The sequence below is a fragment of the Asticcacaulis sp. P2_B1 genome, from assembly GCF_056404915.1.
Genome location: NZ_JBFUDD010000003.1, coordinates 44,969 through 71,436 on the forward strand (window position 1 = coordinate 44,969; position 26,468 = coordinate 71,436).

Here is a 26,468-nt window from a genome sequence, read left to right on the forward strand (position 1 = left end):
TTCCATGAGCCCCGCCCTCAATCCTTCCTTAGCCCCGATCGCCCGCGCCCTCGCGTCCGATACCAGCCACCTCAAAGTATCGTTCGAATTCTTCCCGCCCAAGACCGAGGAGATGGAACAGACCCTGTGGTCGTCGATCCGCCGTCTGGCCCCGCTCGATCCCGCCTTCGTCTCGGTGACCTATGGTGCCGGCGGTTCGACGCGTGAGCGCACCCATCGCACCGTCAAACGCATTCTCGACGAGACGGCGTTGAAGCCGGCCGCCCACCTGACCTGCGTCGAAGCCTCGCGCGACGAGGTCGATGAGGTTATACGCGGCTATTGGGACGCCGGCGTTCGTCACATCGTCGCCTTGCGTGGCGATCCGCCCACTGGTTTCGGCGACTATACGCCGCGCGCCGACGGCTATGCCAATGCCACGGAATTGACCGCCGCGATCAAGCGGATCAATGATTTCGAAGTCAGCGTCGGCGTCTACCCTGAATGCCACCCGCAATCGTCCGGACTCGACTTCGACCTCGATGTCCTGCGTCAAAAGGTCGATGCCGGCGCCACCCGCGGCATCAGCCAGTTCTTCTTCGAGCCGGAAACCTATCTGCGTTATCGCGATGCGGTCTTCGATGCCGGCATCGAGATCGAGCTGACGCCCGGCATCATGCCTGTGACCAATTTCAAGGGCCTGCGCCGTATGGCCGGCAGCTGCGGTGCCGCGGTTCCCGCCTGGCTGGAAGAGCTGTTCGACGGCCTTGACGACGATGCCGAGACGCGCAAGCTGCTGGCCTCGGCGGTAGCCGTTGAGCTGTGCCTTGAACTCGAAAGGGAAGGCGTCGAAAACTTCCACTTCTACACGCTCAACCGCGCCGATTTGGTCTACGCCATCTGCCGTATTTTGGGATTGAAGGAGAGCCGTCCATGACCCGAGCCGAACGTATCGACGCCCTGAAAAAGGCCGCCAAGGAACGTATCTTGATCCTCGACGGGTCATGGGGCGTGATGATCCAGCGTCGCGAGTTGTCGGAAGAGGATTTCCGCGGCGAGCGCTTTGTCGATCACAAGGGCCAGCTCAAGGGCAATAACGATATCCTGTGCATCACGCGCCCGGACGTTATCGCCGACCTGCACGACGACTATTTCGCTGCCGGCGCCGACATCTCAGAAACCAATACCTTTTCGGCGACGACCATCGCTCAAGATGACTATCATCTGAATGCCCAGGATTGCCGCGACATCAACCTGGCCGGCGCCAAGATCGCCCGCGCCGTCGCTGACCGCTGGACCGCCGAGCATCCGGACAAGCCGCGCTTCATCGCCGGCTCGATCGGGCCGCTCAACAAGATGTTGAGCATGTCGTCGGACGTCAACGATCCCGGCGCCCGCCTGGTTACTTTCGACCAAGTGTATCAGGCCTATCGCCAACAGGTTCAGGCCCTCTACGAAGGCGGCGTCGACCTCTACCTGATTGAAACCATCACCGACACGCTGAACTGCAAGGCGGCGATCAAGGCCATTCTCGACCTCCAAGATGAGGGTCAGCACGAACTGCCGATCTGGATTTCCGGCACGATTACCGACCGCTCCGGCCGGACGCTCAGCGGCCAGACCGCTGAAGCCTTCTGGAATTCGGTCAAGCACGCCAAGCCATTCGCCGTCGGTTTCAATTGTGCCCTGGGCGCCGACCTGATGCGGCCGCATATCGCCGAGATGGCGCGTGTCGCCGACTGCCTGGTCGCCGCCTATCCCAATGCCGGCCTGCCCAATGCCATGGGGCAGTATGACGAACAACCGCATGAAACCGCTCACGAACTGCACGAATGGGCCAAGGACGGCATTGTCAACATCCTAGGCGGTTGCTGCGGTACGACGCCCGACCATATCAAACACGTTGCCGACGAGGTCCGCGGCATCACGCCGCGCCAGATACCCGAGCGTCCGAAGGCCTTACGTCTGTCGGGATTGGAGCCGTTTGAACTGGCATAAGCTGCTGTCACAAGTTGGCGGTTTTGCCGTCTAGTCATCGCATCGTTTCCATGCTGCGATGAGACATCGTGGCATGGCAAGGGCGACTGCCCGCCCGAGCCTATGCGAGGAGCCATGCGGCGCTTGAGCAAAAAAAAGCGGCAACCAAGTGTCATTCTTTATGACACTTGGTTGCCGCTACGATAACAATCGTAGTTTCAGGCAAAACGATGGGAGCTGGACTATGACAACAAGACGGCAGATTATCACGCGTTTCGCGGCCCTGATGGGCACCGCCGGCGCCTATGGCGCCATGCAGGCCATGGGTTTGATGGGCGACGAGGCCTGGGCGGGCATGCCTGATTTGGCGCCCGGCAGCGGTAAGGGCGTCAGCGTCGTCATACTCGGCGCCGGTCCGGCCGGATTGTCGGCCGCCTATGAAATGGGCAAGGCCGGTTATGAATGCACCATTATCGAGGCGCGCGACCGCGTCGGCGGCCGCAACTTCACCGTCCGCAAAGGCACGACGATCGACTTTACTGACGGCAGCCAACAGGTCTGCGCCTTCGACGAGGGCCAGTTCTTCAACGCCGGGCCGGCGCGCATTCCGTCGCACCATCAGGCGACGCTTGGTTATTGCCGCGAATTCGGCGTCACCATGGAAACCGAGGTCAACTGGTCCGGCACGGCGCGCATTCAGGCGGACCGGCTCAATGGCGGCGCGGCTATCGAGATGCGTCAAGCCATCTACGACTATCGCGGCCATATGGCGGAACTGCTGGCCAAGTGCACGAAAAAGGGCGCACTCGACGACCTTTACACCGCCGACGACCGCGACAAGATGCTGAGCGTCTTGCGGCCGTGGGGTGGACTCAGTGAGGCCCTGACCTATGACGGCAGTGAAAGCGCCGGCTTCGAGATCTTCCCGGGCGCAGCCGACCAGGCGCCGAAGCATCGCGCCCCCTTGCCGTTATCGGTGGTCGGTGACGGTTTCGTCCAGGCGGTGGCCGATTTCACGGACGATGTGTCGTTCCAGGCGACCATGCAGCAGCCGGTCGGCGGCATGGACCGCATTCCGGCGGCCTTCGAGGCGCGCCTGGGCAATGTCATCCGCAAAGGCTGCGAAGTCCGCCGCATCCGCCGCAACAAGACCGGCGTCGACGTCTTCTATTACGACAAGGTGACGCGCCAGGCCGAGGTCATCAGCGGCGATTATTGCATCTGCACCATACCGATGTCTGCGCTCGCCGCTATCGACGCCGACTTTGCGAAGCCGGTCAAGGCGGCGATCGCCAAGAATGCCGGCAGCTATATCGACGGTTACAAGATCGCTTTCCAATCGCCGCGCTTTTGGGAAACCAACGACCATATCTATGGCGGCCTGTCCTTCACCGATCGGGACACCTTCGCCACCTGGTATCCGTCCGATCGCTTCCATGCGCCGGAAGGTATATTGGTCGCCGGCTACGCCTTCGACGGCCGCATGGGAGCGCGCAGCCTGAACGACCAGATCGCCTATGCCCGCGGTACGATCGACCGCCTGCATCCGGGCCAGTCCGGCCAGATGAAGTCGCCGGTCGCCATCAACTGGAAGCAAATGCCCTATTCCCTCGGTCTGGCCAGCTTCCTCGCCGACGAGGACAAGTCGGCTTATGATTTGCTCAACCAGCCCGATGGCCCCATCTATTTTGCCGGCGACCATCTCAGTCACGTCAGTTCGTGGCAGCAGGGCGCCTTCCTGTCGTCACATCGTGTCGTCAATATGATTGCCGCCCGCCAGCAATCCGTCAAAGCCTGAGGAGTTCGACCATGAAAACCGTTATCTCCGTTGCCACCGCCCTGTTTCTGATCAGCGGCAATGCCCACGGTCAGGACGTCACACGCGCCTATCCGACGCCCGACGCCCCCATCGCCGGCACGGTGGTCGTGCCGCCAGGTTACAGCACCGTCTATCTCAGCGGCCTGGTGCCCGACGTTACGCACCCCGAAGCCGAAAAGGGCAGTATCGCGTCCTATGGCACGACCGAGGAGCAGACCGAATCGGTCCTGAAGAAAATCCAGGCCTCGCTGCAAGCCCAGGGGCTCGATTTCAAGGACGTGGTCAGCATGCACGTCTACCTCGTCGGCGATCCGGCCATGGGCGGCAAGATGGATTTCGCCGGCATGATGGCCGCCTATAAGCGGCATTTCGGCACAGCGGATCAGCCCAACCGTCCCGTCCGCGCCACGGTGCAAGTTGCCGCCTTGGTTGCGCCGGGCTTCCTGGTCGAGATCGAGGTCATCGCCGTCAAGAAGCCCGACCTGCTGCACCATCTAAATCAGTAGCATCGGAAGGCAGCTTGCCCTAAGACGGCGCGACAATTTGCGTAATACGAGACGGCTATGAAAACGACGATTCTTTTTGGCGGCACCAGCCGTGAACGCCTGGTGGCGGTAGCCACGGCGCAGGCCCTGACCGATGCCTTGCCCGAGGCCGATCTGTGGTTCTGGGACATAGACGGCAGCGTGTCCGAAACGACGCCGGATGCCTTGCAAGCCCATGCCAAGCCATTCGAAGTCGCCTTCAAGGCCGACGGTGCTCGCATTGGCACGCTCGCGGAGGCGCTTGACCGCGCGGCCGTCGAGGATCGTGTCCTGGTGTTAGGACTGCATGGCGGCACGGCTGAAAACGGTCAATTCCAGGTCCTGGCCGAAGCGCGCGACGTGCCCTTCACCGGTTCGGGTTCGGCGGCTTCGCACCTGGCGTTCGACAAGACCGCCGCCAAGCTGTTCGCCGGCCTTGCCGGTGTTTATTCGCCCTCGACCGTGACACTGGATGAAGCCGACGAAGCTCTGTCGCATTTCGGCCGCCTGATCGCCAAACCGGCCCAGGAGGGCTCGTCCTACGGCCTGATCTATGTCAATTCCTCCCAGGACATCGCCGCGGTCCGCCGTGAGTCGGCTTCCATGGCCTATCTTATCGAGCCCTTCATTTCCGGCCCCGAAGCCACCTGCGGCGTGCTCGAACAGGCCGATGGTTCCCTGATCGCCCTGCCGCCGGTCGAGATCGTGCCGGGCGACGGCGCTTTCGACTATGCCGGTAAATATCTCAAATCGACGACCCAGGAAATCTGCCCGGCGCGCTTCGCCCCTGAAACCAATGCGGAGCTGCAACGCCTAGCCATCAAGGCCCATCGCGCCATGTCGTGCCGCGGCTATTCGCGCTCGGACTTCATTATTTCGGACACCAAGGGGCCGGTTTATCTCGAGACCAATACCTTGCCCGGCCTGACCAAGGCCTCGCTCTACCCGAAGTCCTTGAAGGCCCAGGGCATCGGTTTCGTCGACTTTCTTCGCGGCCAGATCGACCTGGCCATCCGGAAAGCCGGCAGGGGCTGATGTCCGACCACATCATCTTCCTGATGACGCTGGTTTTTACGATCATCTATACCTCGGCGGCGCTGCTGGCGATCCTGCTCGCCTACCGTCAGGTGCGCTCGGCCTTCGCGATTTCGACCAAGGAAAAATCCCTCGACGCCTACCTTGAATTCTCCGAAAAATACGCCGAGCTGACGCGCCTCAGCCACGACATCGACCTGCGTTTTCATCGCAAGGACAAGACTCTGTCGGATTATGAGATCAAGTATTTCTTCAACACATTCTGGGTGTTGCAGCTGCAGGAATGGGAATTCCTCCAGGCCGGCATCCTGCCGGTGCGCATCTTCAGCCAGTGGATGATGCATGCCCACGAATATTTGCTGAGCGGCAAGGCCAAGTTCTATTTCGACAGTAAAGGCAAGCCGGTCGAGATCACCGCCAAGGACGGCTTCGAGCGCTACGGCCGCCGTGTCCTGCGTTTCCATCCCGACTTCGTCACCTTTATTCGCGAGCTCGAAGCCATTCCGTACGACAGTGACGATTGCAACGCCGCCTATGCCCCGATCGAGGCTCTGGTGCGTACCTACAAGCGCGACAACAATTACTGGCAGTTATGACAGGGCAGGGAGCTTGACCATGGGCGCCTGGGGAGCCGGACCGTTCGACAATGACGACGCCAGCGATCTGATGATGGAACTGGAAGACGTGCCCTCATGGGAGAGCGTGCGCTATGTCTTTAACGAGGTCCTGGCGGCGGACGAATACATCGAGCTGGCGGAAGGCGCGCGCGCCTATGCCGCCGCGGCCCTGCTGACCGTCGCTACCGGCAGGAGCGACGTCTCGGCTCAGGATTATCTGATGATCCTCGAAGCCATGGGCAAACCGCCCGAAGACCTGGCCGAACTGGCGCTTGCGGCGCTGAAACGCATCACCACGGGCGATTCCGAAATACGTGAACTTTATCTGGACGGCGGCGCCTATAATGCATGGCTGGCCCTGGTTCGGGCGACTGAAGAGGCTTTGACTTGACACCTACCTTTATCAATATCGGCGAACGCACCAATGTCACGGGCTCGGCCAAATTCAAAAAGCTGATCGTCGAGGGCGACTACACCGCCGCGCTGACCGTCGCCCGTCAGCAGGTCGAGGCCGGCGCCGCCATTATCGACGTCAATATGGACGAGGGCCTGCTCGATAGCCAGAAGGCCATGACGACCTTCCTCAATCTGATGGCGGCGGAACCCGACATCGCCCGCGTCCCGGTCATGATCGACTCGTCGAAATGGGAAGTCATCGAGGCCGGCCTGAAGTGCGTTCAGGGCAAGGCCATCGTCAACTCGATCTCGATGAAGGAAGGCGAAGAGAAATTCCGCCACGCCGCCCGCGAATGCCTGAAATATGGCGCCGCGGTGGTGGTCATGGCGTTCGACGAGCAAGGCCAGGCCGATACCTGCGCCCGCAAGGTTGAGATCTGCACGCGGGCCTATCGCATCCTGGTTGACGAGGTCGGTTTTCCGGCCGAAGACATTATCTTCGACCCGAACATCTTCGCCGTCGCCACCGGCATTGACGAACACAACAATTACGCCGTCGACTTCATCGAAGCGACGCGCATCATCAAGCAAACCTTGCCCTACGCCCGCGTCTCGGGCGGCGTGTCGAATGTGTCGTTCTCGTTCCGCGGTAACGAACCGGTCCGCCGGGCCATTCACAGCGTCTTCCTCTACTATGCCATCCAGGCCGGCATGGACATGGGCATCGTCAATGCCGGCGACTTGCCGGTCTATGACGATATCGATGCCGAACTGCGCCAGGCGGTGGAGGACGTCATCCTCAACCGCAAACAGCGTCATAATATCAGCAATACGGAATATCTCGTCGACATCGCCCCCAGGTACAAGGGCGAAAAGGGCCAGGTCCAGGTTGCCAATCTCGCCTGGCGTGACGGCACGGTCGCCGAACGCCTGAAACACGCCCTGGTTCACGGCATTACCGAATTTATCGACGCCGATACCGAAGAGGCGAGACAACAGGCCGAGCGTCCGCTGCACGTTATCGAAGGCCCGCTGATGGCCGGCATGAATGTCGTTGGCGACCTGTTCGGCGCCGGGAAAATGTTCCTACCCCAGGTCGTCAAGTCGGCGCGTGTCATGAAGCAAAGCGTCGCCTATCTCATGCCCTTCATGGAGGCCGAAAAGGCCCTGCATGTCGCCGGCGGCGGCACCTATCAGGCGGCCGGCAAGATCCTGATGGCCACCGTCAAGGGCGACGTCCACGACATCGGTAAGAACATCGTTGGCGTCGTCCTGCAATGTAACAATTATGAAGTCATCGACCTCGGTGTCATGGTGGCGTGCGATCGCATCCTGGCCGCGGCGAAAGAGCATAAGGTCGACATGATCGGCCTGTCCGGTCTGATCACGCCGTCGCTGGACGAGATGGTCTTCGTCGCCCGCGAAATGCAGCGCACCGGCTTCGACATCCCGCTGTTGATCGGTGGGGCGACGACGTCGAAAACCCATACGGCGGTGAAGATCGAGCCCGGCTATGCCAATAACCAGGTCGTCTATGTGCTCGATGCCTCACGTGCCGTCGGCGTCGTCTCGCAACTGCTGAGCGACAGCGATCGTGACGGTTTTGTCGCCCAGACCAAGGCCGATTACGTCAAGGTGCGCGAAGCCTATGGCAAGGGCAATTCGGCGCCGCGCTCGACCCTGGCCGAGGCACGCGCCAATAAATTCACCATTGATTTCGTTGCCGAGCCGCCGGTAGCGCCCAGCTTCCTGGGTTTGCGCACCTTCAGTCCTTATGACCTCGCCGACCTCGCCGAACATATCGACTGGACGCCGTTCTTCGCCACCTGGGAACTGGCCGGAAAATACCCGGCCATCCTCGATGACGAGATCGTAGGGGAGGCGGCAACCAATCTTTTTGCCGACGCCCAGGAGATGCTGGCCAAAATCCTCGAAGAGCAATGGTTCACCGCCTCGGGCGTGGTCGGCTTCTGGCCGGCCAATGCCAATGAAGACGACGATATCGAAATCTACGGCGATGAAACGCGCGGCGAACCGATCGCCACCTTCCACACCCTGCGCCAGCAGATGAAGAAGCCGCGCGCCGACCAGAACAATACCGCGCTCAGCGACTTTGTCGCGCCGAAGGGAACGCCCGACTGGGTCGGCGCCTTCGCCGTCACCGCCGGCCACGGCGAGATGGAAATCGCCCGCAAGTTCAAGGCGGCAGGCGACGACTATAACGCCATCCTGGCTACCGCCCTGGCCGACCGCCTGGCCGAAGCCTTCGCCGAAGCCCTGCACAAGAAGGTGCGGCGCGAACTGTGGGGCTATGCCGCTGACGAAGATCTCGACATCAACGGGCTCATCGCCGAGCAATATAAGGGCATCCGCCCGGCTCCCGGTTATCCGGCCCAGCCCGACCACACCGAAAAATGGACCCTGTTCGACCTGCTCGATGCCCGTCAACGCACCGGCATGGAACTGACGGAAAGCCTCGCCATGACCCCGCCGGCCTCGGTTTCGGGCCTCTATTTTGCCCACCCGAAGGCGCATTATTTCGGCGTCGGCAAGATCGAAAAGGACCAGGTCGAAGACTATGCCCGCCGCAAGGGCTGGGCGGTGGACGAAGCCGAGCGCTGGCTGTCGCCGATCTTGAACTATGTGCCGTGAGGAAAACTCAAATGGATCGTGAAGACATGCAGGTCGACAAAGCGACCAAGAAGCAAGTCATGACTTCGTCGGAAAGGCGCCATCAAATGACGCTTGAAGCCTTACAGGAGGCCGACGAAGGCCTGTTCATTGACCACAGCGAAATCATTGCCTGGGTAGACAGTCTCAAGCCTTAATGCCCCTTGGTATTGCTCCAGCCCAAACGATAGGCCAGACCTTCCGACCATTTGCGATCGACGCCCTTCTTGCCGTGATTGTCGTCGGTTGACGACGCACTGCTGTCCGAAGATGCTGTCGCAACCGGTGTCGTCAACTGCGGCAGGGCGGCGTCCTTGCGGTTACGCGTCGCCAGCCGGTTGGTGGCGACCGGCGCATTGGGATCGTCGGGCATGGTCTGAGCCGTCAGCACGGGCTTGGGCATCTCGTTATAGTCGTGGGGTCCGCCGGAGGTCAGCGCCGCCGTGATGGCGACAACCTCATCGTCCGTGGCCATCTCGGCGAACAGATTGGGGTGGCCCGACAAACGCACGGCCGCATGTTCGCAGTCGCCCGGCAATTGCCAGTTGGCATAGGCGCCGGCGGCTTCCGTCAGGCTGACGTCGTCGCGGGCGGCGGCCCATTCATTATAGCCGAATTCACGGGCGTCTTCGGCCTTTTGGTGTTCGGCATCGCTCATGCCCTTGCCGGACAAGGTCAGGGCCGCCTCATAGGCGCGCAGGTAAGACGTCCCGATCAAGCGCAAATCCTTGTCTTCCGGAAAGACCGAAGAAATGATTTCCGCCAGTTCCATGTCGCCGGACAGGACGCCGTGGCACCAGGCGACGCGCAGGAAATCGTCCGTTGGTGCGTCGGACAGATCGGGCGCGTGCAGCGTGCCATCGGCATTGCGGCCGGTAATGGCGGGATTGGCGGCGGCAACAGGCGTGGCTGCCGGCGCAGCGGCAGCAGGTTTCGCAGCGGCCTGGTGACGGGTTTTGGCGGCTTCGGCGTTAAAACTAGAAGACAGGGCGAGGGCGGAGACACTCAAGCCGAGCAGGGCAGACGTCAAAAAGCGCAAGGACAAACTCCGGATAATTATATCGACCATGTGGCCGGCAGCGCGACAAAAGCGCACATGACCGATAATCACTAACTCTGTTTATACAGCAATTCAGGCATAAAATCGCCCAAGAGTTAGTTTTTTAGTGAGGGTGACAAAAACTTAAGGACACAATGTCCGAGAAATACGCTAAGGTATTTCCCATAGTTTGAGGAGTTTCCATGTCGTTTTGGAAAAATCTGGCGAAACGCGCCGTCCGTACATTCGACGCTGCCGAATGCACGGAATGCCCCAAGGGGCCGCCAGGGGCAGACCCCGCTTTCGCCACCGCCGTGACGGCCCTGGGCGCCAAACTGGCCATGGCCGACGGCCTGGCGCATGAGGTCGAGCAAACCGCCTTCCTGCATGTTTTCCAGCCCGACGATGGCGCACGCCGCGATGTCCTGCGTCTCTACGACCTGGCGCGTCAAACCTCGCTGGGTTTCGAATCCTATGCCCGCCGCCTGGCCAAGCGCTATGCCAATTGCCCGCAGATCCTCGAAGACGTGCTGGAAGGCCTGTTCCACATTGCTGTTTCCGACGGCCACCTCAGCGATGCCGAGGAGGACTATCTTGAGACCGTGGCCGACCTGTTCGGCATCAAGACCGCGACCTATCGCAAGGTCCGCGCCGGCTATGTTCCGCCGGCCGAGGACGATCCTTATTATATTCTGGGCCTGACCCCGGACGCCAGCGATGACGAAATTCGTGTCGCCCGCCGTTCGCGCCTCAACGATTTCCACCCGGACCGCATCCGCGCCCGCGGGTTGCCGGAAGATTTTGAAGCCCTCTATACGCAAAAAACGGCCATGATCAATCAGGCCTACGACCAGATCAGCCGCGAACGGGCGCTTATGTGATCAAGAGCTCGATATGATAAGCCAAATGTGATGACAAATTGCCATGCTTGATTAAAAAAATATTAAAAAGTGTGGTAGTTACTATAGGCAGAGGTTGACGGAACGCCAATTCGTGCCAATCTAAAAGTCTACGGAACGCGTATTGTTCCGTTGTATGAGGTTTTGAAGTCCATGTCCGAGCAAGACACGTCTTTTGCATCTTTTAGCCGCAACTATCGCCCGTGGGGTCAAGTGAAGCGCAAGAACCTAATTTCCCGTGTCATTTACGGCGTCGTCATGACGGCCGTCGGCTTGGCTGTACTCGCCGGCCTCGCCCTTCTGTTCATTTTCGCCGCTTCGGCCGTCGTGGTCGGCGTGATCGCGCTCGGCCTGATGGCCCTGGCCGCCGCCTTTACGCGCAAACCTGCCAAGGTTCAGGTCCGCGGTGACGACCCGAAAGCTTCTGGGGGCACCGGCGTTTATGAAGCGCGCAAGTCGGGCTCGACCTGGATCGTCTATTAAGCCTCGCGCAATTGAGATTTGAAAACGCCGCTATCGCATCGATGGCGGCGTTTTTATTTGGCCCAGTTTTTGTTTGGCCCAGTCGGCAATTGTCTTTAAGACGAGTCCATGATCGAACGACCCTCTCCCAATTTCAATGAACGTAGGTCGCCGCCCAATATGGTGGTTCTGCACTATACCGGCATGGAGACGGCCGAGGCGGCCCTTGAACGCATGTGCGATCCTGAAGCCAAGGTGTCGGCGCACTACATGGTGGCCGAGGACGGCCAGGTTTGGCGCCTGGTCCCCGAAGAACGCCGCGCCTGGCACGCCGGCGTCAGCTACTGGAAGGGCGAGACCGGCCTCAACGATATCGCGATCGGTATTGAGATCGTCAATCCCGGCCACGAATTCGGCTATCGCAACTTTCCACCGGCCCAGATCGACGCCGTTATCGGCCTGCTCGATCAGATGCGCGAACGTTGGGATATTCCCGACGATCGCATACTGGGTCATTCCGACATCGCCCCCGACCGCAAGGAAGATCCCGGCGAGCGCTTTCCCTGGCAGGTCCTGGCCGAACACGGGCACGGACTGTGGGTCGAGCCCGCCATGCCGCCGGAAGGCACCATGGGGCCGCCACTGGGCGAGGGCGACACCGGTCTGGGTGTTTTCTCGCTGCAATCGGCCTTGGGCAAACTCGGCTACAATATCCTGGCCGGCGAGCCATATGACGACGAAACACGCATCATCGTCACGGCCTTCCAGCGCCACTGGGTGCCGCAATATATCGGCACAGCGATGGAAGGCCGCGCCGATGCCACAACACGTGTTACCTTGATGGCGCTGCTGCGCCATATTACCTTGATGGAGGGCTGATATGGCCGAAACGACCAAAGACACCATCCTGCCGTACTTTTTCGCCGGCATCATGGGCTTTGCTGGCACCATCATGCTGGCCATGGGCGCGCATGCCCCGGCCACCGGCTTGCTGGCGACCGGTGGCCAGTTTCTGCTGTTCCATGCCCCGGCCGTCATCGCCGTGGCGTCGCAAACCCGCTTTGGCGGTGTCTATAAGCGAGCGGCCCTGGCCCTGTTGCTGGTCGGTCCCGCCATCTTCGGTGGCGAGATGGCTTTTCATACAGCTTCGCAATCGTCGGCCCTGGCGGCTCTGGCGGCGATCGGCGGCGGCATGACTGTTCTCGGCTGGCTGTGCGTCGCCATCGGTGCCATTCGTACTGAGAAGACTTGATCTTTTAATGCTTTAAGAGCATGACCGCGTCGGGCCAGATGACCGGGCGGTCGCGGGACATCCTTCGGGATGCCTGAGGAAAGTCCGGGCTCCACGGTAATATGACGGCGGGTAACGCCCGCCAGGGGTGACCCTAGGGATAGCGCCACAGAAAACAAACCGCCTTGATCGTCGCAAGACGTCCAGGGCAAGGGTGAAACGGTGCGGTAAGAGCGCACCGCGTCTGCGGTAACGGAGACGGCATGGCAAGCCCCGTCAGGAGCAAGACCAAATAGGAACGGCGCGCTCTTGGCGACAAGGGCAGGGCATTACCGCCCCAGACCGTTCGGGTAGGTTGCGTGAGCCGTCCGGCGACGGGCGGCCAAGAGGAATGATCGCCACGGTTTGCGCTTTCGGGCGTAAGTCGTACAGAACCCGGCTTACAGGTCATCTGGCCCATCTCTGTCTCAAATGCCGTGCACAGTGGCGTTCGGACCCAATAAGCCCTTAAAAATCAATCTGCAGACGTCTTTCGCGCATAGAGCGTGAAGGCATGGATGGGTGATTTCAGCGATCATGCGCCTGTGGGCAATACCGCCGTTACACGATTTAGAGAAAATTAACCGTATTCAGGCAGTTAAGTATCGTGTGAGTAGAGTTGAGTATAATGCGTTCCTATTTTGTTCCATTACTTATCCACAGCTGTGGAATTTATACCCAGAATCTTGGCCTAGAATCATGCCGAGTGTCATCTAGAGTCATTGCATCCCATTTAATCCCATGTTAACCGTAATCCATCCCACACGCGATTTGCCGGGAGGGCCGGTCTTACGCAGTGGGCCAGGGAGCGGGCTAAAACGGCCTGATGGGGCGCGTGTTTCTCTCGACCCACGAGAAGCAACTGGATACCAAGCGGCGCCTCCTTGTGCCGTCGGATTTCCGCGCGACCGCATTGAAACCCCACGACGGGGTGGATGCTTTCGAAGGCTTGTATTGTTTTGCTGCGATCAACGCCGCGTGCCTCGAGTGCGGCGGGGCCGCCTTTTTTGCGACGTGCCGCGACGTGATTGAAGAATATCCGAAGATGTCCCCGACCCGCACCGCCATGCAGAAGCATTTCTATGCCTCCATGCATCGGCTGAGCTTCGACACCGCCGGCCGCATCACCTTGCCGGAAAAATTGTGCGAGGCCTTCAAGCTAAGCGGCGATGTCGTGATCGCCGGCATGGGCGACAGCTTCCAGATCTGGGAGCCCGCTGCCTATGCCGCCTATGCCGCGGAACAGGACAAACTGGTCGCCGAAGCCTTCGCCAAACGCGAGGCCAAATTCCAATGACCGAGACCCAGGCCCATATCTCCGTCATGCTGCCCGAAGTTCTGGGCGTGCTGGGCAATCTCCAGGACAAGCTGATCGTCGACGGTACCTTTGGCGCCGGCGGCTATTCGCGCGCCTTCCTGCTGGGCGGCGCCCGCGTCATCGCCTTCGATCGCGACGCCCGCGTCATGCCCTATGTCGAAGCCTTGCGCGGCGAATTCCCCGACCGCTTCCAATGGGTCAACCGCTGCTTCTCCGAGATGGCCGAGGGCCTGGCCGAACTGGGCCACGCCTCCTGCGACGCCATCGTCCTCGATATCGGCGTGTCGTCAATGCAGCTCGACGAGGCCGAACGCGGCTTTTCCTTCATGCGCGACGGGCCCCTCGACATGCGTATGAGCGTCGATGGCCGCAGCGCCGCCGATATCGTCAATGATGACGACAAGGACGAGATCGCCCATATCATCTGGCTTTACGGCGAGGAACACAAGTCGCGCGGTATCGCCGCCGCCATCGTCAAGCGCCGTTTGGAGCGCCCGTTCGAGCGTACCCTCGACCTCGCTGAAGTGGTCGAACGCGCGCTCGGTGGCCGCCGCGGGGCGCCTGTCCATCCCGCCACCCGTACCTTTCAAGCCCTGCGCATCGCTGTTAATGATGAACTGGGCGAGCTGGAACGCGCGCTCGACATGGCCGAAACCCTGCTCAAGCCCGACGGCGTCCTGGCGGTGGTGACCTTCCATTCGCTCGAAGACCGCATCGTCAAGAACTTCTTCAACGAAAAAGCCGGCCGCATGCCGTCCGGCTCGCGTTATGCCCCGCAAAAGGTTGACCTGCGCCAGCCCGTCTACGACCTGATCACGCGCAAGGCCATTCTCGCCTCGGACGCCGAAATCGCCGTCAATCCGCGCTCGCGCTCGGCCAAATTGCGCGCGGCCAAGCGCACGCAGACTCCCTCACAGGTGCACTCATGAACGTCATTTCGGCCCTGTTCGACAAGCGCGTCCGCGGCATCCGCCTGATCGAGCTGATCGGCCTGACCCTGGCGCTGGCCATGATCTTCTGGGTCTGCCTGTCGAAGGCACGTGAGGGCGAGGACATCCGCCGCATGAACCAGCTGGATCAGCAGATCGCCGATGAAAAGACGGCGGTCGGCGKCCTGCAGGTCGAGGTTGCCAAGCTGGAGCGCCCGGAACGTCTCGAAGCCCTGGCGACCCAATATCTCGGCATGAAGCCGGTATCGCCGACCCATGAAGCCGGCCTCGACAACCTAGCCGAAATTTCGCACACGACCTCGCGCCCAGTCGCCGGTCAACCGTCCCCGGCGGCGCCTGCCCCGGTTGCGGAAACGCCTGAGGACGCCCTGATCTCTACCGATGCGACCCAGGCCGCGCCCACCAAGCCAGCCCCAACGGCCAAACCCGCGCAACCGGCCAAACCCACCCAGCCAGGGGGCCACTGATGAGTGTTGAATCCCTGTTTCAGTCGACCCAATCCGGCTTTCAATGGGTAGCCGACCGCGTGTGGAAGGTCGAACATGCCTTCGAGCGCGCCAATGCCTCGGGCGTCAAGGCGTCGAGCACGCGGATGCGCCTGTTCGCCGTCCTGGTGGGCCTCAGCTTCGCCTATGTCATCCTGGCCATCTTTGCCGCTCGCGCCTCCCTGTCGGGTTCGCCCGGCCAGATCGCCGCCCTGACCGGTGAGCCCAATGCCCGCGCCGTCATCGTGGACCGCAACGGCCAATTGCTGGCCACCGACGTCAACGACTACAATCTCTTCGTCGACCCGTCCGACATGGTGGCCGGCGACCGGCCCTTCGTCCGCGCCGCCCTGACCCAGATCTTCCCCGACCTGCCGCGCGAGCAGATCGACAAAGCCTTCAAGTCGGGCGCGCGGCAATTGCTAACCGGCAGTCTTACCGCGGCCACCCGCGATCGTATCCTCAACTACGGCCTTCCGGGGATCACCTTCGAAGCCCTGCGCGTCCGCGATTATCCGCTGGGCGTTACCGGCGCCTCCTATATCGGCATGACCAAGCGTTTCGGCGAAGGCATGTCGGGCGCCGAACTGGCCCTGCAGGATCAGATCGTCGCCGGCGCCATCCACGATCAACCGGTGCAACTGGCCATGGATCTGCGCGTCCAGGGCGCGCTCGAAAACGAGATCCGCGCCATGGCCATCGACACCCAGTCGGTCGGCGCCATCGGTATCGTCACCAATGTCCGCACCGGTGAAGTGCTGGGCATGGCGTCGTGGCCGGACTTCGACCTCAACCGCCCGGGCGCCTATAGCGAAACCGCCAAACGCAACCACGCCGCCGTCGATCGCTACGAAGTCGGCTCGATCTTCAAGGTCATTTCGATCGCTGCCGGCCTCGATAACGGCACGGCCTCTCTGAACTCGACCTATGACGTCAGCCAGCCCCTGCGCGTCGGCAACCGCCTGATCCACGACATGCACTCCAAGCACCCGGTTCTCAGCCTGGAAGACGTCTTTATCCAGTCGTCCAATATCGGCACCTCGCACGTCGCGCTCAATGCCGGCATCGATTCGATGACGAAATATTACGAGGCGCTGGGCCTGTTCCGCTCGGCCGATATCGAATTGACCGAGCCGGCCTCGCCGCTGCTGCCCAAGACCTGGTCGGAAGGCTCATTGGCCAACAGCGCCTTCGGTCAGGGCATGGCGATTACACCGCTGTCCTATGCCGAGGCCGTCGGCGCCGTGCTGAACGGCGGTTACCTGCGGCCGCTGACGATCAAGAAATATGCGCCCGGCGCGCCGCTCGCCCAAAACCGCGTCTTCTCGGCGGCGACCTCGCGCACCATGCTCGACCTGATGCGCACCAATGTGCTGAAGGGCACCGGCGGCCGCGCCAACGCCCCCGGCCTGCGCGTCGGCGGCAAGACCGGTTCGGCGCAAAAGCCTTCGGCCCGCGGCGGTTACGACGCCACGGCCCTGATTTCGTCCTTCGCCGCGGTCTTCCCGACCGACGGGCCTGTGGACGGTGACCGATATCTTGTACAAATTATGTTCGACTCGCCGCATGGTTCGCCGATGAGTCAGGGATCGCGTTTGGGTGGGGCAGTGGCGGCGCCGGTGGCGGGTCGCGTCATCGACCGTATCGCGCCCTTCCTCGGCGTGATGCGCAAGGACGACAAGTTCACGACGGCACAATGGGACAAGTCGCCCATCGTTGCCGAAGATCAGACTGGGGATGATCACTGATGTCAGTAAAGCGTAAGCCCGATATCCGGCTGTCGGATATTCTCTGTCGTGATCTCGATCACGATCCGGTCGTCACCGGGATCACGGCGGATAGCCGCAAGGTCGGGGAGGGCACGCTGTTCTGCGCCCTGCCGGGCCTGACGCCGGGCACCGGTAATGACGGGCGCGACTACATCCCCCAGGCCCTCGCCAAGGGCGCCGCGGCCATATTGGCGCCGGATGGCACGACCGTCGACAATGACTCGTCACTTTTGGTCAAGGTCAACGACGTCCGCCGCGCCTATGCCCTGGCCGCCAAGGCCTTTTACGGCGCCCAGCCCAAGACCTGCGTCGCCATTACCGGCACCAACGGCAAGACCAGCGTCGCCACCTTCTGCCGCCAAATCTTCGCCACGCTCGGCCATCGTTCGGCCAGCATGGGGACGCTCGGCGTCGTCAAGCAAGGGATTGACGGCACGGAAACCGCCGTCACCGGTCCCGGCCTGACCACGCCCGACGCCGCCGACCTGGCTCGTCACCTGGCCGACCTGGCCGAGGACGGCGTCACCCACCTGGCGCTCGAAGCGTCGTCGCACGGCATCGACCAACGCCGCCTCGACGGCGTCTCCCTGAGCGCGGCAGGTTTCACCAACTTGACCCAGGACCACCTCGACTATCACGCCACCATGGACGCCTACCGCGCCGCCAAGCTGCGCCTGTTTGAACAGCTGCTGCCGCGCGGCAAGACCGCCGTGCTCAACGCCGATTCCGACAGCTATAACGCCTTTGCCGCCATGTCGATCCTGTCGGGCCTCAACGTCATGAGCGTCGGCGAGCGTTCGCGTCATCTGTGCATGACCGGCCGCGACCTCACCGTCGACGGCCAGATCCTCTATCTCGACTATCAGGGCAAGAGCTACGAGACCAAGCTGCCGCTCGCCGGTCTCTTCCAGGCGTCGAATGCCCTGGTCGCGGCGGGCCTATGCATCGCGGCGGGCGAAGACGCCGGCAAGGTCATCCATGCCCTGTCGCAGTTGAAAGGCGCCCGCGGCCGGCTGGAGCGCGTCGGTGCCAAGCGCAACGGCGCCGAGGTCTATGTTGACTATGCCCATACCCCCGACGGGCTGGAAACCGTGCTCAAAGCCCTGCGTCCGCACACCCAGGGCAAGCTGGTTTGCGTGTTCGGCTGCGGCGGCGACCGCGACAAGGGCAAGCGGCCGCTGATGGGCGGCATAGCCGATCGCCTGGCCGACCGCGCCATCGTCACCGACGACAATCCGCGCACCGAAGACGCCGCCACCATCCGCAAGGAGGTCCTGGCCGGCATGGACTCAAAGACCGTCGAAATCGGCGACCGTAAGAAGGCCATCTTCGAAGCTGTCTCCGGTCTCAAATCGGGCGACGTCCTGGTGGTCGCCGGCAAGGGCCACGAACAAGGCCAGATCATCGGCGACAAGATCCTGCCGTTTGACGATGTCAGTGTCGTCCGCGCCGCATTGAACGCTTAGAGCCAAGAATAGCTCATCCGCAGATTAACGCAGATTTTAAGCGGTGATTTTTCACGGCTTTATACTTGCCCATGGGGGACCAGGCCTAAGTTCCCGCCTTCGCCATTAATGCTCTGAAAAATCACCGCTTAAAATCTGCGTTAATCTGCGGATAAACCTTCTTGCTTCCTCGGTGCCTATGCCACTACGGTGACATCTCAAACAAGGAAGCGTGACATGCGGACCCTCATCACCCTCGCAATCCTCGCCGTCGCGCTCGCCGGCTGCCAGCGCGCACCGGACGTGCCGCAACCCGCCTCGTCAACCACCGCGCCGGGGCCCGCCCCAACGGCCGCCGCCGATACCATGCCCGCCGATGAAGCCGCCTTCCTCGCCCTGCCGCGTAGCCAGGACGACGTCCAGGCCTTCTGCGCCGCCTTCGGCAAGCTGGGCGCCTTCAGCGACTGGACCGGCCGCGTGGGCGAGGTGCGCGTTTCGTCGGTGGACCAGACGGCGGCCTTTGACATCGTCATCGGCGGCAAGATCCATCTCGACGAGGCCATGCAGGCCAAGGATCCGCTCTACGCCACCCTGATGAACCTGCAATACGACCAGCCCGTGCGCTTTTCCGGCACGTTCCATCACGGCAACGGCAATGCCGATTGCAACTATGTCAATGGCCCGTTCGGTGTCGATCTGACGGCCCTGGCGCCGGGCTGAGTTGCCTTACCGGCGCGTGTCATCGCCGTTCAGTCGCCGTTCATGGCCGGCGGCGCAAGCTAAGCTTATCCGGCGGGGTAGGGGCATGCCTGAATAGGCAACTTGAAAACCGTCGCCGGGTAAGTCATGGTCTCGACGGATATTCAGGGGTTTTTCATGTTCAGGTCTTTTCATCTGCTGGCGGGCGCAAGCCTTCTTGCCATGCTGCCGTTTGGTGCTTACGCCCAGTCGACTCAGCCGCAACTGGTCCGTCCGGCCGAGTTCGGCGTGGTGCGCGAAGTCACCGGCGGCCAGGTACTGACCGCCACCCCGCGCGCCGGCTGTCCGGCCAAGGCGCAACCGATCCCCGGCGGTCCGTGTTTCGACAAGGTGGCGACGGCCTTTACCGGCCATGCCCGCGTCCTGGGCCTCAGCCACGACACCAGCAAAGGTGGCCGCGTCGCGGGCGTCTATGGCCGCGACTATACCCTTTACGATGTCACGCAGGGCACGGACGGCCTGCACGCCACCGCCCTGCCGTTCGCCACCTCCAATGTCATGGTGCCGCGCAACTGCTATGCGCTCAACGGCGAAGACGTCGGCTATATCATCGGTGCCAACGGCCCCTATGTCGCCCAGGAAAGCCAGCTGGTCGTCTGTGACGGCGGGCCGCACACACCGAATGGCCCTTATCAACCCGAAGGCCCGGATCTGGTTTCCAACTCGGGCGGCTGGCATCGCTCGGAAATGGCCCTGCTGGAAGGCCAGCGCCGTTATCTCGCCGTGCCCGGCGCCACCTGCGATCCGCAGTACAGCCTGAAAACCACCTATTGCGCCCAACCCGCCGTCATGTTCATGCAGCAAAACCCCGGCACCAGCGAACTCGACCTGATCGCCGCTCGCCACGCCGTGCAAGACGGCGATATTCTCGCCACCTCCGAAATCGATCAATGGGTGATGAAGCGCAAGGGCAATAAGGGCTTCAAGGCCGACAGCCGCTGGTTCGACAAGGCGACCCTGACCGGTCAGGACGGCTGTTATGCCGTCGAAGACGTCGGCTGGTATATCGAACAATATAGCGACGGCTTGTACGTCACCGAAAAGGCGCTCAACCGCTGCGGCGCCCCGGCGGCTCCGGTGCCGGCCGACACCTACGAAGCCTATGGCGACGACTATTTCATTGTCGATTGTTCGGAACACCGCGACTGGCGCGATCGCCACGACTTCGGCCGCGGTGACGACCATAAGGGTGGCGGCGATCGTCATGACGGCAATGCCGGCGGCGATCACCACGACGACCATGATGCCGGTTGTTTCAACGCCGCCCGCGAATATCTGCGCAAGAGCCACCAAAGCTCGGCGACGGTGGTGGTGCTCAATGAACGCGCCCGCACCGACGATCACCTCTACGAAGGCAGCTATACCAGCTACGACGTCGCCAATGTCTCGCTCAACGACGACGGCAGCCTGACCAGCAACCGCGTCGACGACTTTATCCCGTCGAACATCTATATGAACAACTGCTCGGTCCTGCAGAACGGCCCGGCGGAATCCCACGGTTTCGTTATGGTCAGATCGATGGGGATCTCATGGGCGCGGGCCTACACTTGGATGTCCTGCCCGGTTTATTGAGCCTAACCCTACTCCGGAGGTCTGCAAACGGCCGTCTTCCTGCGCGCCCTTGCTCGTGTACCCATGTACACGTCGCGGCGGGTGCTCGAAAGCCAATCGTTTTCGACTCACCGGAGCGGGTTATGCGTCAATAAACCCACAGCGCGCGGCCAGGCGTGGCTCCGGTATGGATTAAGTGGTCAACGTCGGCTTGCCTAACGCCATGAGTCAGGTTCAATGGCAGTCGATTTTTACGCCGCAAGTGCAAGACTTCAGAACGTTCTCAGGTGGGGAAAGAGTGAGAATTGCAAGGCCATCTCAAATTGGTGGATCAAAAACAGTATTTTAAGGAGTATGCAATGAGGGTGGATTCAAAAACTATTAAAGAACTGAAGGAAACCATTGCATTTGTGGTCTTGCTTGCGCCTGATCGCTTTACCTCTGATGACCGCTTGGACTTAGAATCTGGTTTTATCGAGATTAATAACGGCATAGAATATTGCAAAGATATGATCGATAACGAGGGCGTATTTGTGGAGATAAAGAAAATGTCTGGCGACGCAGAAAAGGCGTATAAAATGGAGACGCTAGGTCTGGGGCGATATTGTTGCAGCAAATTAGAAATATGCTTACCGCGTAAGTGTTGTCGCAGAGACTGCGACGACGTTTGTCTGTATATTTAGGTGGACACATCCCTTCGAACCTGCTTCAAAACCTTAAATCGCAATTTCTGCTCGCATGTAGGGCAGAATACCGCCGCTATTCCATCCTCAATAAATGGTGACCGAACGCACCACCCGTCTTGCCTAAAACGATGAGTCAGGTTCAATGGCAAATCGCTTAGTAACAGGATTTGCCGCGTGATGACGACGCCTTTGTGGACCTTTGAAGACCTGGCCAGCGCCACCGGCGGAACTCTCACAGGCGCCCTGAGCGGCGCCGCGTCGGGAGTCAATTTCGACAGCCGCGCCATCCTGCCCGGCGATATCTTCCTGGCGCTGAAAGGCGAACGCGACGGCCACGATTTCGTGCCCCAGGCCTTCCAGTCCGGCGCCGCGATCGCCGTCACCCGCCGGCCCATCCCCGGCGGTACCTGCCTTCTGGTCCCCGATGTGCAAAAGGCCCTGGAAGACATGGCTGTCTTCGCGCGGAAACGCGCCGTCGGCGCCAAACGCGGCGCCGTCACCGGCTCGGTCGGTAAAACCAGCGTCACCCAGATGGTCATGCAGGGCCTGACCCGCGCCGGCCGCGCCCATTCGGCCATCAAGAGCTTCAACAACCATATCGGTGTGCCCCTGACCCTGGCGCGCATGCCGGCCGATACCGAACGCGCCGTTTTCGAGATCGGCATGAACCACGCCGACGAGATCACACCCCTGGCGGAATTCGTCGCGCCCCATGCCGTAGTGATCACCACGGTCGGCGGCGTCCATACCGAAAACTTCCCCGACGGCGAGGCCGGCGTCGCCCGCGCCAAGGCCGAGATCTTCGACGGCCTGTTGCCCGGCGGCCTGGCCATTCTCAATGCCGACAATCCGTGGTTCGATTTCTTAAGCCAGCGCGCCCGCGAGGCCGGCGCCCTGGTCGCCGCTTTCGGCGAAGGCGGCGGTGTCGATGCCCGTCTGGTGTCGCACCGCATCGTCGGCGACCATGCCGAAATCCAGGCGCGGTTCCACGGCAACGAACTGGATTTCCAATTGGCCCATACCGGGCACCATCAAGCGCTCAACGCCATGGCGGTTCTGTTGATGCTGGAAGCTCTCGATGTCGATCTCGAGACCTCGATCGACGCGCTGGAAGGCTTTGCCGCCCTCGACGGCCGCGGCAAGGTCGTCACAAAACCCTTCAAGGACGGCGAGCTGACCGTGATCGACGAAAGCTATAACGCCAATCCGATGTCGATGACCGCCACCCTGAACTCCCTGGGCGGCCGCGACAAGCCCGAAGGATCACGCAAAATTGTCGTCCTGACCGACATGCTCGAACTCGGGCCCGACGAAGCCGCCTTGCACGCTTCGCTCGCGCCCGTGATCGCAGGCCTGGACGTGGATCGCGTCTATCTGGCAGGGCCCCTGATGCGGAACCTGTGGAACGCCTTACCGTCTCCTATGCATGGCGGCTATGCGCCGACGGCGGCCGAACTGGTCGATACCTTGAAACAGGACTTGCAAGGGGGGGACGTGGTCATGATAAAGGGCTCCAACGGTTCGAAAGCCGGATTGATCGCCAAAGCCCTGCTGGCGGAATAAGGTACCATACTTTCTATGTTTTATTTGCTGTACGAGCACGTCAACAGCCTGCACCAGCACTGGCCGCTGATCAATCTGATGCGTTATCAGACCGTGCGTATCTTCCTCGCCATGATTACGGCGATGATCGTCGCCGTCGCCATGGGCTCGCGCTTCATCAACTGGATGCGCTCGAAACAAGGCAAGGGCCAGCCGATCCGTGAGGACGGCCCGTCGACCCACCTGCTGACCAAGAAGGGCACGCCGACCATGGGCGGGCTGATGATCCTGGCCGGGATCGCCGTCGCCACCATATTGTGGGCCGATCCGCATTCCGCCGCCGCCTGGGTCGTTTTCGGCGTCACCATGGCCTTCGGCGTCCTCGGCTTCATCGACGATTACGCCAAGGTGACCAAGCAGACCTCGGCCGGTCTGACCTCGATCCAGAAGCTGATCGCCCAGATCGCCATCGCCGTCGTCGCCGTCCTGGTGCTGATGTATTACTCGCCCGAGCCGGCCGATGCGCCGCATCTGGGGACCTCCCTGGTCGTGCCGGTGTTCAAGAACATCATCTTCGATCTCGGTTATTTCTACGTCGTCTTCGGCGCGGTGGTGATCGTCGGGGCGTCGAACTCGGTCAACCTGACCGACGGCCTGGACGGTCTGGCCATCGTGCCGGTCATGATCGCCGCCGGCGCCTTTACCCTGATCGCCTACCTGGTCGGTAACGCCAAGTTCGCCTCCTACCTGATCATCCACTTCGTCCCCGGCGCCGGTGAAGTCGCCGTCATCCTGGCCGCCATTATCGGCGGCGGCATGGGCTTCTTGTGGTACAATGCCCCGCCGGCCAAGATCTTCATGGGCGATACCGGTTCGCTGGCCCTGGGCGGCGGTCTCGGCGCCGTCGCTATCGCGCTGAAACACGAAATCGTCCTCGCCATCATCGGCGGCCTGTTCGTCGTCGAAGCCTTGTCGGTCATGATCCAGGTCGGCTATTTCAAACTGACCAAGAAGCGCGTCTTCCTGATGGCGCCCATCCACCACCATTTCGAGAAGCTGGGCTGGGCGGAATCGACCGTCGTCATCCGCTTCTGGATCGTCGCCGCCATGCTGGCCATGGTCGGTCTCGCCACGCTGAAACTGCGATAGTTTGAGATAGTATCATGATTACGGTCAAGGGTTTCGAAGGCAAGCGGGTCGCCATATTCGGTCTGGGACGATCGGGGCTGTCGACGGCGCGGGCATTGAAGGCCGGCGGCGCCGAGCCGATCCTATGGGACGACAAGCTGCCGTCCGTGCTGGCGGCGACCAAGGAAGGCTTCACGGTCGAAGACCTGCACAATGCCGACTGGTCGGAGTTCGCGGCGCTGATCCTGGCGCCCGGCGTGCCCCTGACCCACCCGGTGCCGCATTGGACCGTCGGCATGGCCAAGGCGGCCGGCGTCCCGATCATGGGCGATATCGAGCTGTTCGCCCGTACACTCGCCTGCCTGCCGGCCAATAAGCGCCCCAAGACCGTCGCCATCACCGGGACCAACGGCAAGTCGACGACCACCGCCCTGATCGGCCATATCCTGAAATCGGCCGGCAAGGACGTCCATGTCGGCGGCAATATCGGCATCGGTATCCTAGACCTGCCCGACATGCATGCCGGCTCGATCTATGTCATCGAAACCTCGTCCTATCAGCTCGACCTGACCATGAGCTTTTCGCCCGACGTCAGCGTGTTGACCAATATCACGCCCGACCACCTCGATCGCCACGGCGGCATGGAAGGATATATCAAGGCCAAGAAGCGCATCTTCATGGCCCAGAGCTCGAAACAAACCGCGGTCATCGGCGCCGACGATGACTATACCCCGGCCCTGATCGGCGACATGCGCGTCAATTCGCCGGTCAAGCTGGTGTCGATTTCGGCGCGCCGCACGCTTGGCCACGGCGTCTATGCCTTGAATGGCGTGCTCTATGACGGCACCAGCGTGCGTACGCGTCAGATCATCGACCTGAAAGAGGTGCGCACCCTGACGGGCCGCCACAACTGGCAAAACGCTGCCGCGGCCTATTCGGCCTGCAAGGCTCTGGGCCTCGATGTCGACGCCATCGTCGCCGGCATGCGCTCCTTCCCGGGTTTGGAGCATCGCATGCAGGAAATCGGCCGTATCGGCCGCGTCCGCTTTATCAACGATTCCAAGGCGACCAATGCCGACGCGGCGCGCCAGGCCATGTCGAGCTTCGAGCAATTTTTCTGGATCGCCGGCGGCCGCGCCAAGGCCGGCGGCATCGAGGAACTCAGCGATTTGTTCCCGCGAATCAAGCACGCCTATCTGATCGGCGAGGCGGCCGAGCTGTTCGAAAAGACGATCGGCAAGGCGGCGCCCTGCACCCAGTCTCGCCATCTCTTCACCGCCGTCGCCCAGGCCTATGCCGAGGCTGAAAAATCCGGCCGGGAAGAGATCGTGCTGTTTTCGCCGGCCTGCGCTTCGTTCGATCAATTCGCCGATTTCGAAGCCCGCGGCGATGCCTTCCGCGAGGCCGTCRAAGAAATCAAGGTCGGCGTTAGGGCGTAGCGCTGCACAGCATAAGGCAGCAAGACACCCCACCACCGCATCTAGAAAGCTGCGCTTTCGTCGTGCGGTCCCCCTCCCCGGCAAGCGGGTGGATCAAGAATATCTGAGCCTCCCCGCTTGCCGGGGAGGGGGACCGCGCCCGCAGGGCGTGGTGGTGGGGTTTCTACTTTGCCGCATGCTCGCCTACACCCAAGCTTCTCCTGACGGGCGAGTTGGTCTGGACGCGGACGACTGCCTCTGGCATCCTGTTCACAAAGGTCAACAGGGACGACGATTATGAAATTCATCGGCAATGTCATCCGCTTCCTGTGTGCGCCGGTGTTTTTGTCGCTGGCCTGGGTGAATTATCAACTGAACGCCATGGCGCCGCACGGAACAGCGGACATGGCCGACATGCCGGGCATGGCCATGCCGCCGGCCGGCGCCACGCTGTACGGCGTCCATCTCGACCCGCAAGTCGTTGCGGCCATCGGCAGCTGGTGGCTGATGTATCTCCTGATGGGCATAGGCTGCCTGCCGGTGTGGTTCAGCCTGTTCAAGGGCACCGCCAAGCCCAAGCCCAAGTCGCGGCCCGCCGCCGCCCGCCACTTCAGCGACTGAGGATGGTCGACACTCCGGATGGGTGAGGTCCGATTTTTCATAGTATTATACTACCAAATCCGTGAACCTGGACCTTGCTCTGCCGCCGTTGTCGAATGGCTCAGGCCTG

At 61.5% G+C, this 26,468-nt stretch carries 26 protein-coding genes and 1 other RNA gene; 26 read left to right on the forward strand and 1 reads right to left on the reverse strand.

The window, feature by feature from the left end; translation table 11 throughout:
* The first annotated feature begins 4 nt into the window (after positions 1-4).
* The 9 genes from metF (at position 5) to AC1DX3_RS09415 (ending at position 9,175) form a co-directional block, all read left to right on the forward strand.
* A complete protein-coding gene (gene metF, locus AC1DX3_RS09375; protein ID WP_476989015.1) occupies positions 5-916 on the forward strand; it encodes a methylenetetrahydrofolate reductase [NAD(P)H] in 912 nt (303 codons plus the stop codon).
* Positions 913-1,977, forward strand: a complete 1,065-nt coding sequence (locus AC1DX3_RS09380) for a homocysteine S-methyltransferase family protein (RefSeq protein ID WP_476989016.1) — start codon at positions 913-915, stop codon at positions 1,975-1,977. The genes metF and AC1DX3_RS09380 overlap by 4 nt, the downstream gene beginning before the upstream one ends.
* A 223-nt stretch (positions 1,978-2,200) precedes the next feature.
* Complete coding sequence (locus tag AC1DX3_RS09385; protein WP_476989017.1) at positions 2,201-3,754, forward strand: flavin monoamine oxidase family protein; 1,554 nt, start codon at positions 2,201-2,203, stop codon at positions 3,752-3,754.
* 11 nt (positions 3,755-3,765) lie between these two features.
* Positions 3,766-4,281, forward strand: a complete 516-nt coding sequence (locus AC1DX3_RS09390; RefSeq protein ID WP_476989018.1) for a RidA family protein — start codon at positions 3,766-3,768, stop codon at positions 4,279-4,281.
* Positions 4,282-4,338: 57 nt separating this feature from the next.
* Complete coding sequence (locus AC1DX3_RS09395) at positions 4,339-5,334, forward strand: D-alanine--D-alanine ligase family protein (protein ID WP_476989019.1); 996 nt, start codon at positions 4,339-4,341, stop codon at positions 5,332-5,334.
* A complete protein-coding gene (locus AC1DX3_RS09400; protein ID WP_476989020.1) occupies positions 5,334-5,930 on the forward strand; it encodes a hypothetical protein in 597 nt (198 codons plus the stop codon). Before AC1DX3_RS09395 ends, AC1DX3_RS09400 begins: the two co-directional genes overlap by 1 nt.
* Positions 5,931-5,949: 19 nt before the next feature.
* On the forward strand, positions 5,950-6,342 hold the full coding sequence (locus AC1DX3_RS09405; RefSeq protein ID WP_476989021.1) for a DUF4259 domain-containing protein: 393 nt from the start codon (positions 5,950-5,952) through the stop codon (positions 6,340-6,342).
* Positions 6,339-8,999 carry a methionine synthase gene (gene metH / locus AC1DX3_RS09410; RefSeq protein ID WP_476989022.1) on the forward strand — a complete coding sequence of 887 codons (2,661 nt, stop codon included), beginning with the start codon at positions 6,339-6,341 and terminating at the stop codon, positions 8,997-8,999. Before AC1DX3_RS09405 ends, metH begins: the two co-directional genes overlap by 4 nt.
* 11 nt (positions 9,000-9,010) lie before the next feature.
* Positions 9,011-9,175 carry a hypothetical protein gene (locus AC1DX3_RS09415; RefSeq protein WP_476989023.1) on the forward strand — a complete coding sequence of 55 codons (165 nt, stop codon included), beginning with the start codon at positions 9,011-9,013 and terminating at the stop codon, positions 9,173-9,175.
* Here AC1DX3_RS09415 and AC1DX3_RS09420 read toward each other — a convergent pair.
* Entirely contained in the window at positions 9,172-10,056 is an 885-nt protein-coding gene (locus AC1DX3_RS09420; protein WP_476989024.1) for a hypothetical protein, read from the reverse strand. The genes AC1DX3_RS09415 and AC1DX3_RS09420 overlap by 4 nt on opposite strands.
* 203 nt (positions 10,057-10,259) lie before the next feature.
* Here AC1DX3_RS09420 and AC1DX3_RS09425 point away from each other — a divergent pair, with 203 nt between their 5' ends.
* The 17 genes from AC1DX3_RS09425 (at position 10,260) to AC1DX3_RS09505 (ending at position 26,359) form a co-directional block, all read left to right on the forward strand.
* The gene (locus tag AC1DX3_RS09425) at positions 10,260-10,937 is read left to right on the forward strand and encodes a TerB family tellurite resistance protein (RefSeq protein ID WP_476989025.1); all 678 of its coding nucleotides are present in this window, start codon (positions 10,260-10,262) and stop codon (positions 10,935-10,937) included.
* Positions 10,938-11,108: 171 nt separating this feature from the next.
* A complete protein-coding gene (locus AC1DX3_RS09430) occupies positions 11,109-11,438 on the forward strand; it encodes a hypothetical protein (protein WP_476989026.1) in 330 nt (109 codons plus the stop codon).
* Between the two features lie 108 nt (positions 11,439-11,546).
* Positions 11,547-12,296 (forward strand): N-acetylmuramoyl-L-alanine amidase, encoded by a 750-nt coding sequence (locus AC1DX3_RS09435; RefSeq protein WP_476989027.1) that lies wholly within the window; start codon positions 11,547-11,549, stop codon positions 12,294-12,296.
* Between the two features lies 1 nt (position 12,297).
* A complete protein-coding gene (locus AC1DX3_RS09440; RefSeq protein ID WP_476989028.1) occupies positions 12,298-12,669 on the forward strand; it encodes a DUF423 domain-containing protein in 372 nt (123 codons plus the stop codon).
* Between the two features lie 34 nt (positions 12,670-12,703).
* An RNA gene (gene rnpB, locus AC1DX3_RS09445) (RNase P RNA component class A) lies at positions 12,704-13,107 on the forward strand.
* Between the two features lie 415 nt (positions 13,108-13,522).
* Entirely contained in the window at positions 13,523-13,984 is a 462-nt protein-coding gene (locus tag AC1DX3_RS09450) for a division/cell wall cluster transcriptional repressor MraZ (RefSeq protein ID WP_476989029.1), read from the forward strand.
* Complete coding sequence (gene rsmH / locus AC1DX3_RS09455; RefSeq protein WP_476989030.1) at positions 13,981-14,934, forward strand: 16S rRNA (cytosine(1402)-N(4))-methyltransferase RsmH; 954 nt, start codon at positions 13,981-13,983, stop codon at positions 14,932-14,934. Before AC1DX3_RS09450 ends, rsmH begins: the two co-directional genes overlap by 4 nt.
* Positions 14,931-15,422: a cell division protein FtsL gene (gene ftsL, locus AC1DX3_RS09460; RefSeq protein ID WP_476989031.1), complete on the forward strand. Its 492-nt coding sequence runs from the start codon at positions 14,931-14,933 to the stop codon at positions 15,420-15,422. Before rsmH ends, ftsL begins: the two co-directional genes overlap by 4 nt.
* Complete coding sequence (locus tag AC1DX3_RS09465; RefSeq protein ID WP_476989032.1) at positions 15,422-17,188, forward strand: peptidoglycan D,D-transpeptidase FtsI family protein; 1,767 nt, start codon at positions 15,422-15,424, stop codon at positions 17,186-17,188. Before ftsL ends, AC1DX3_RS09465 begins: the two co-directional genes overlap by 1 nt.
* Positions 17,188-18,675, forward strand: coding sequence for a UDP-N-acetylmuramoyl-L-alanyl-D-glutamate--2,6-diaminopimelate ligase (locus tag AC1DX3_RS09470; RefSeq protein WP_476989033.1), 1,488 nt, complete (start codon positions 17,188-17,190; stop codon positions 18,673-18,675). Before AC1DX3_RS09465 ends, AC1DX3_RS09470 begins: the two co-directional genes overlap by 1 nt.
* A 216-nt stretch (positions 18,676-18,891) precedes the next feature.
* Positions 18,892-19,374 carry a hypothetical protein gene (locus AC1DX3_RS09475; protein ID WP_476989034.1) on the forward strand — a complete coding sequence of 161 codons (483 nt, stop codon included), beginning with the start codon at positions 18,892-18,894 and terminating at the stop codon, positions 19,372-19,374.
* Between the two features lie 156 nt (positions 19,375-19,530).
* Positions 19,531-20,985, forward strand: coding sequence for a hypothetical protein (locus AC1DX3_RS09480; RefSeq protein WP_476989035.1), 1,455 nt, complete (start codon positions 19,531-19,533; stop codon positions 20,983-20,985).
* A 284-nt stretch (positions 20,986-21,269) separates the two neighbouring features.
* Positions 21,270-21,647, forward strand: coding sequence for a hypothetical protein (locus AC1DX3_RS09485; protein WP_476989036.1), 378 nt, complete (start codon positions 21,270-21,272; stop codon positions 21,645-21,647).
* A 180-nt stretch (positions 21,648-21,827) separates the two neighbouring features.
* Positions 21,828-23,213: a UDP-N-acetylmuramoyl-tripeptide--D-alanyl-D-alanine ligase gene (locus tag AC1DX3_RS09490; protein ID WP_476989497.1), complete on the forward strand. Its 1,386-nt coding sequence runs from the start codon at positions 21,828-21,830 to the stop codon at positions 23,211-23,213.
* A gap of 15 nt (positions 23,214-23,228) precedes the next feature.
* Positions 23,229-24,341, forward strand: coding sequence for a phospho-N-acetylmuramoyl-pentapeptide-transferase (gene mraY, locus AC1DX3_RS09495; RefSeq protein WP_476989037.1), 1,113 nt, complete (start codon positions 23,229-23,231; stop codon positions 24,339-24,341).
* A gap of 14 nt (positions 24,342-24,355) precedes the next feature.
* Entirely contained in the window at positions 24,356-25,759 is a 1,404-nt protein-coding gene (murD, locus tag AC1DX3_RS09500; protein ID WP_476989038.1) for a UDP-N-acetylmuramoyl-L-alanine--D-glutamate ligase, read from the forward strand.
* A 276-nt stretch (positions 25,760-26,035) separates the two neighbouring features.
* Positions 26,036-26,359 (forward strand): hypothetical protein, encoded by a 324-nt coding sequence (locus tag AC1DX3_RS09505; RefSeq protein WP_476989039.1) that lies wholly within the window; start codon positions 26,036-26,038, stop codon positions 26,357-26,359.
* Positions 26,360-26,468 lie beyond the last annotated feature (109 nt).